Genomic DNA, 6334 nt, shown 5'->3' with positions numbered 1-6334 from the left:
GCAGTCTATTCTAGGTCATTCTGATATTAGTACAACAATGGATATATATGTAGATGCAACAGAAGATTTTAAGATAGAACAGATGGGAGAATTTGAAAAAGCGATGAAATTTATATTTTAGAATTTACGACAGCTTACGACAAATTTACGACAATTTGCTAGAAATCTATAGGCACTTATAGAGAGTTAGCAAATTGTCGTAAATGGAGAAGTACCATAAAATAGACTTTTATAGAGATTTAGACAATTATCTAAGGTAGAGGGGATTTTCCCAACAATGAAGCCCATAGGTGCTGAAAACCAGAAAATTCAACCCTCTTTGGATGATGAAGAATAAAAAGACAACAAAAAGACAACAAAATTGACATCAACAGTACTTGATAATAGTCAATAATACTTTAAAAGAGAATATTTGAAGATTTCATGCATGAATAAAAAACTGCATATTTCGAGAAAGGGACGAAAGAGATAGTGTAATAGCTATCTCTTTTTCATTTACAAAAAGAAGGGAGGGAAGTGGTGGAAAAGATAAGCTTTGATTACTACTATGGCAAAGAAGCTGACCAATTTACTTTTTTTAGGATTCCCAAAATTCTATTTACTGACAAGGTATTTAAAAAATTATCTGTAGATGCAAAAGTTCTTTATGGCATACTTTTAGACCGAATGAATCTATCTATGAAAAATAAATGGCTTGATGAAAAAAATAGAGTATATATCGTTTATCCTATTGAGGAAATTGCAGAAACTTTTGGCTGTGGAACGCAAAAAGCCACAAAAATACTTCAAGAGTTAGATGAGAAAAAAGGAATTGGTCTAGTGGAAAAGAAAAGACTAGGATTGGGTAAGCCTAATATTCTCTATGTAAAAAACTTCATAATTAATGGAATAGAAAAAACAACTGAAAGTTCACCAGAAAAAATCACAAAACCAGACTTATTAAAATCACAATTCAAGAATAGTGAAAATCACAATTCAGGAATGATGAATAACACAAAACAAGAATTGTTAAAATCACAAGGTAATAATACTAATATTAATAAGACTGATTATAGTAATACTGATTTTAATAATACCACCTCCATCTTCTCGAAAGATAAACCTATAGAAGAGTTAAAAAGAAATAGGGAGGAGGATTTAAAAGAAAAAATCAAAGATAATATTTCTTATGAGAAATTAATAACCACCTATCCCAATGAAGAAGGAAGAATTGATTTAATTCTCTCTCTTGTAACAGATTTATTGATAAATAAAAATCCTTTAAAAATAAATGGGATCTATGTGAACCATGAAACAGTAAAGGAAAAGTTTTTAGACTTAGAATTTAAGCATATAGTCTATGTTCTAGATTACCTCAATAAAGTCCCTAAAAAGCAGATTAAGAGCCTAAAGGCCTACCTGTTAACCATTCTCTTTAATGCAGATGAAAATCTAAAATTAGAGGGGGTTTCAAAAAGACCAGACAGCCAAGATGACATCACATATGACCAAGACGCAAGAATTTGGAAGGAGTTTTTAAATAAGTCTTAAAAACGATTAAAAAAAGCTAGGAAGGAGGTTTTTATGGAAAATATAAGCGCTTTATTAGGCGAAGTAATAACTAAAAGAGGCAAAGACAATATAAGCAAAGAAAAAGATATGGAAGAATCCTTAGACTATGTAGATGAGAAAACCAATCTTTTAACCTGTGGTCATTGTCATACTGCAAAAGAAAAACTTATTGACTTTATGGGAGACAAGAAAAAAGTTCATATATCCTGCAAGTGTATGCAAGAAAAAGAAAGAGAAGAAAAAGAAGCTAGAAGAAAATATCAGCAGATGTTGAGAATTAATGAACTAAGGCGATCTTGCTTCGAAGACAGTATTTTCCTTAAAGCGAGATTTGAAAACATGGATAGGGATTCTGAACACAGAGATATAGCAGAAAACTATGTGGATAAATTTGAGGAAGTCTATAAAAATAATTTAGGTCTAATATTAACAGGGGATGTAGGCTGTGGAAAGACGCATTTAGCGGCAACCATAGCCAACGGACTTATAGACCAGTGTATATCTGTTAAAATGACAAATTTCACAAGTATTCTAAACGATATGACCAATTTCGATATAAATAAGGGCAAATATATCAATAGCTTAAATGAGAAAAAACTCCTCATCATTGATGATTTTGGCATGGAGAGGACCACAGACTTTGCCTATGAACATATCTTCAATATTATTGACGCGAGGTATAGGGTAGGGAAACCTCTAATTATAACGACAAACTTAAATATCTCTCAATTAACTAATCCTATAGGAGTAAGAGAAAAAAGAATTTATTCAAGAATATTGGAAATGGCAAGTCCCATTATCTTTACAGGAAAAAACAGACGAATCAAAAAGATGAAAGACAAATCAAACCTCATCTATGAACTTTTAAAGGAAGGTGAGATATGCAAAATGAAGAAGTAAATTCAAGAGTGATAGCCATAGTAAAGCAAGGCGGCAAAATTACAGCCGAACAATTAATCAAACTAATGAAAAAACTGTTAGAAGGAAGAAAGGGTAAATCGAAATCCACACAAGAAAAAGAAGGTTTATTAAGTAAATTTAAAAAAGTCAAAGTTAAAGATTTAGTGAAAAAAGGAAAGGTTGAAACCTTAGAATTAAATGATATTGACTTAAAGAATTTAAAAAAAGAATTAAATCATTATGGCGTAAAATTTAGCATAAAGAAAGATTTATTCTCAGGCAACAACATCATCTTTTTTCAAGCCAAGGACGAAAAAGTCATGGAGCAAGCCTTTAAAAGTACGGTAAACAAATTTATGAATAAGGATAAGGGAAGGGAATCAGTCATAGAAAAGCTTAATAACTTCAAAGAAAAAGTCAAAGCTAGTCTTGATAAGGATAAGGTAAAACATAAACACCAAGAACACTCCTTATAGCTTGAGAGAAAAAAGAAAGGCAGGTAATCTTACGAAAATACTGGAAAATATAATAAAAGATTTGAAAAATATTTTTAAAATACGAGACAAGAAGAAGTTTGTATTAGAAAACCTACCTTATCTCGTATTCTTCTATTTTGGCAATATTTTTTCACATCATATTAACTCCTACATTGGAGGAGACGTTCTAGATAGAATAATGATGGCTATTTCTGAAATAGATACGATAAGCTTATTGCCTTCACTTAAATTAAGGGACTTAACAGTCGGTTTAGGGTTAAGTTTGACTATTAAGCTTATCCTATGGCAAAAGAAAAAGAATGCCAAAAAGTTTAGAGAAGGAAAAGAATATGGCTCTGCAAGATGGGGAACGGCAAAGGACATAGAACCCTATATAGATAAAGACTTTAAAAATAATATAATATTGACACAGACAGAATCTTTGACTATGAATAGCAGACCAAAAAATCCCAAATATGCTAGAAATAAAAACGTCCTTGTTATAGGAGGGTCAGGTTCTGGTAAGACAAGGTTTTTTATCAAACCAAACTTAATGCAGATGCATAGTAGCTATGTTGTTACTGATCCAAAGGGAACCTTAATCATAGAATGTGGTAAGATGCTAGAGCGAAATAACTATTCAATAAAAGTTCTTAACACCATAAACTTCAAAAAGTCCATGAAATATAATCCCTTTGCCTATCTAAGGTCTGAAAAAGATATATTAAAATTAGTTCAGACAATCATTGCAAATACTAAGGGAGAAGGGGAAAAGTCTACTGAGGATTTTTGGGTGAAAGCCGAGAAACTCTATTATACAGCCCTTATTGGCTATATTTATTACGAAGCGCCTAAGGAAGAACAAAACTTTACTACCCTTCTTGCCATGATTGATGCCAGTGAAGTTAGGGAAGAGGATGAAAATTTTAAAAATGCTGTAGACTATATGTTTGAAGCCTTGGAAAAAGAGAAGCCCAACCACTTTGCAGTTAAGCAATATAAGAAATATAAGCTAGCAGCTGGAAAAACTGCAAAATCCATCCTTATTAGCTGTGGTGCAAGACTTGCTCCCTTTGATATAGAGGAATTAAGAAACCTAATGAGTGAAGATGAATTAGAGTTAGATATGCTAGGAGATCGAAAAACAGCACTCTTTGTTATCATATCCGACACCGATGACACTTTTAACTTTGTCGTAGCCATGATGTATTCTCAGTTATTTAACCTTCTATGCGATAGAGCAGATGATGTATATGGTGGCAGACTACCCATTCATGTCAGGTGCCTGTTGGACGAATTTTCCAATATAGGTCAAATACCAAAATTTGAAAAGCTCATAGCCACCATCAGAAGTAGGGAAATCTCAGCTTGTATTGTACTTCAAGCCCAATCTCAGCTTAAAGCGAATTATAGAGACCATGCGGATACCATATCAGGCAATTGTGATTCCACCTTATTTCTTGGAGGAAAAGAAAAGACTACCTTAAAGGAACTCTCTGAAACCCTAGGAAAAGAGACCATAGACTTATACAACACATCAGAAACAAGATCTAACCAAAACTCCTATGGATTAAACTATCAGAAGACAGGCAAAGATTTAATGAGTCAAGATGAAATAACAGTAATGGATGGTGGAAAATGTATATTACAATTAAGAGGAGTAAGGCCTTTTCTTTCAGACAAGTTTGATATTACAAAACATAAAAACTATAAGTTGTTAGAAGACCATGACAAAAGAAATGCATTTGACGTAGAAAAATATCTTAAGAGAAAAGACGAGGTAAGACTTAGAAGCGATATGTTTGTTGAACTTTTAGAGGCTTAAACTATAATAGTATCAGAACTAATAAAATAACAAAAAACTAAAGGATAAGCCTTGACAAAAAATGCTCTATCCTGTCGATAATATCGACAGCACCCGACACGCCTCTTAACAATGCGGACCAAGTCGGGTCATTTGATTTTTAGTAGTAAAAGTGAAAAAATTATAAAGAATCAAGAAGTGTGTAAGAAATATTTAAAATTTAAATTTAAAATACATGTTGCTAAATAAGAAAATAGGATAGTTAATCTAAAATAAGGCATGATAAATGTATGTTTTAGATTAACTTTACATCCTAATAGAGAATGAATAATGGATTGAAACTACAAATAATTTGGAGAGGAGGTTTTTATGGAAAAATATTTAATAAATGACTTAAATATTTCAGGCTATAAAAAAATCATAACTTTATTAGATTATAGAGAAAAAATTTCTGCCTGCTTAAAAGAAATAAAACTTCTTTCTACATTTAGAGGCAAAATTTTAGTTGACACTGCCTTAGTTTCAGGAATAAATAGCTACAGATTTATAGAGATAGAGGTTAATAAAGATGGAAGCTTAAATTTAAATAATTATTCCTACTCTGAGGTTAATAAAGATATATTAAAAATTGCAAACTCTATAATAAAAAAAGAACCAGTATGGTTAAAAAATTCAATTTTGGCAAACTCTCAAAAAGAATTATTAGCAACATATTAAATAACAAGAAGTACACCTAAAGAAAATAAAAATTTTAGGTGAATTTTTTTGCCCAAAATAGGAGGATCGTATGAAAATATACCACGAACGAGACTCTCCTTAAAAAAGTAAATAGTTATAGTATCAGGACATCTAATAAATAGGTGTCCTTTTTTCATTGTCAAAAGAAGAAAAAATAGAAAAAGGAGAAGTTATGGAAAAAGAAATGCTCAATATTAATGGAAATGTAGTTGGAGAAATTAAATTTGGTGTCATTGAAAGCAAAGAAGGAGAAGTTCCCTTTGCCAATTTCACCATTGTACGTAAGAACAAAGATAAGAAAAAGGAATATATTTATTGCAATTTATATGGAGATAAGACAGATCTTGTTAGAGATTTTGAAAGCGGAGAGTATATTCATGTCTTTGGATATTTTAAAGAAGTGAAAAAAGAAGAAAAGATTTTCAAAAACTTTATTGTAAAGCATGTTAACAAAATTGAAAAAGAAAAAATAGAAGATAATCAGGAGGAATAATATGGAATTTTTTACACAGGCAGTTAATGTTTTAAAAATATTAGTTACCGCCATAGGCGCAGGATTAGGAGCTTGGGGCGTTATCAACTTGATGGAGGGGTATGGTAACGATAACCGTGCGACACGTTCATAAGTGAAAAGCTTATGCACTAAGTCGAAGGACTGAAAGTTCAAAACTTAGGAGAACTGGCAATCTGATAGGTAGAATGACGGGGTAACGCCCTGAAATGCCTACACTGATACTCCGATTGGCAATGAATATTAGACTATTTCATTGTCAAAAGCTCGGTGAAGTCGGCAGAGAGTAGCCGTAAGACTGATATTAACATCAGACACGAAAGCTGTTCAGAGGTGGACGGTGCTACCTATATG

Annotated in this window: 7 protein-coding genes; all 7 read left to right on the top strand. The window is 31.9% G+C overall.

Annotation, left to right across the window (positions count from 1 at the left end):
• Window positions 1-519: 519 nt before the first annotated feature.
• A complete protein-coding gene (locus F594_RS0109070) occupies window positions 520-1530 on the top strand; it encodes a replication initiator protein A (RefSeq protein ID WP_019035357.1) in 1011 nt (336 codons plus the stop codon).
• Window positions 1531-1563: 33 nt separating this feature from the next.
• Window positions 1564-2451, top strand: coding sequence for an ATP-binding protein (locus tag F594_RS0109065; protein WP_019035356.1), 888 nt, complete (start codon window positions 1564-1566; stop codon window positions 2449-2451).
• Window positions 2433-2927, top strand: a complete 495-nt coding sequence (locus F594_RS0109060) for a PcfB family protein (RefSeq protein WP_019035355.1) — start codon at window positions 2433-2435, stop codon at window positions 2925-2927. The genes F594_RS0109065 and F594_RS0109060 overlap by 19 nt, the downstream gene beginning before the upstream one ends.
• A gap of 37 nt (window positions 2928-2964) precedes the next feature.
• Window positions 2965-4752, top strand: coding sequence for a VirD4-like conjugal transfer protein, CD1115 family (locus tag F594_RS0109055; RefSeq protein WP_211208591.1), 1788 nt, complete (start codon window positions 2965-2967; stop codon window positions 4750-4752).
• A 348-nt stretch (window positions 4753-5100) separates the two neighbouring features.
• A complete protein-coding gene (locus F594_RS0109050) occupies window positions 5101-5448 on the top strand; it encodes a type II toxin-antitoxin system RnlB family antitoxin (RefSeq protein WP_019035353.1) in 348 nt (115 codons plus the stop codon).
• 157 nt (window positions 5449-5605) lie between these two features.
• Window positions 5606-5962 (top strand): hypothetical protein, encoded by a 357-nt coding sequence (locus F594_RS0109045; protein ID WP_019035352.1) that lies wholly within the window; start codon window positions 5606-5608, stop codon window positions 5960-5962.
• Window position 5963: 1 nt separating this feature from the next.
• Complete coding sequence (locus F594_RS09590) at window positions 5964-6095, top strand: Maff2 family mobile element protein (protein ID WP_000394212.1); 132 nt, start codon at window positions 5964-5966, stop codon at window positions 6093-6095.
• Window positions 6096-6334: the final 239 nt, after the last annotated feature.

Origin of the sequence: Peptoniphilus lacrimalis DSM 7455 (genome assembly GCF_000378725.1) — a bacterium.
GTDB lineage: Bacteria > Bacillota > Clostridia > Tissierellales > Peptoniphilaceae > Peptoniphilus_A > Peptoniphilus_A lacrimalis.
This window is presented reverse-complemented; position numbering and strand designations above follow the sequence as displayed.

Bases quoted from the DNA above. Each gene is read 5' to 3' on its own strand.
- F594_RS09590 (WP_000394212.1), top strand. From the start codon at position 5,964: ATGGAATTTTTTACACAGGCAGTTAATGTTTTAAAAATATTAGTTACC.
- F594_RS0109060 (WP_019035355.1), top strand. From the start codon at position 2,433: ATGCAAAATGAAGAAGTAAATTCAAGAGTGATAGCCATAGTAAAGCAA.
- F594_RS0109050 (WP_019035353.1), top strand. From the start codon at position 5,101: ATGGAAAAATATTTAATAAATGACTTAAATATTTCAGGCTATAAAAAA.
- F594_RS0109065 (WP_019035356.1), top strand. From the start codon at position 1,564: ATGGAAAATATAAGCGCTTTATTAGGCGAAGTAATAACTAAAAGAGGC.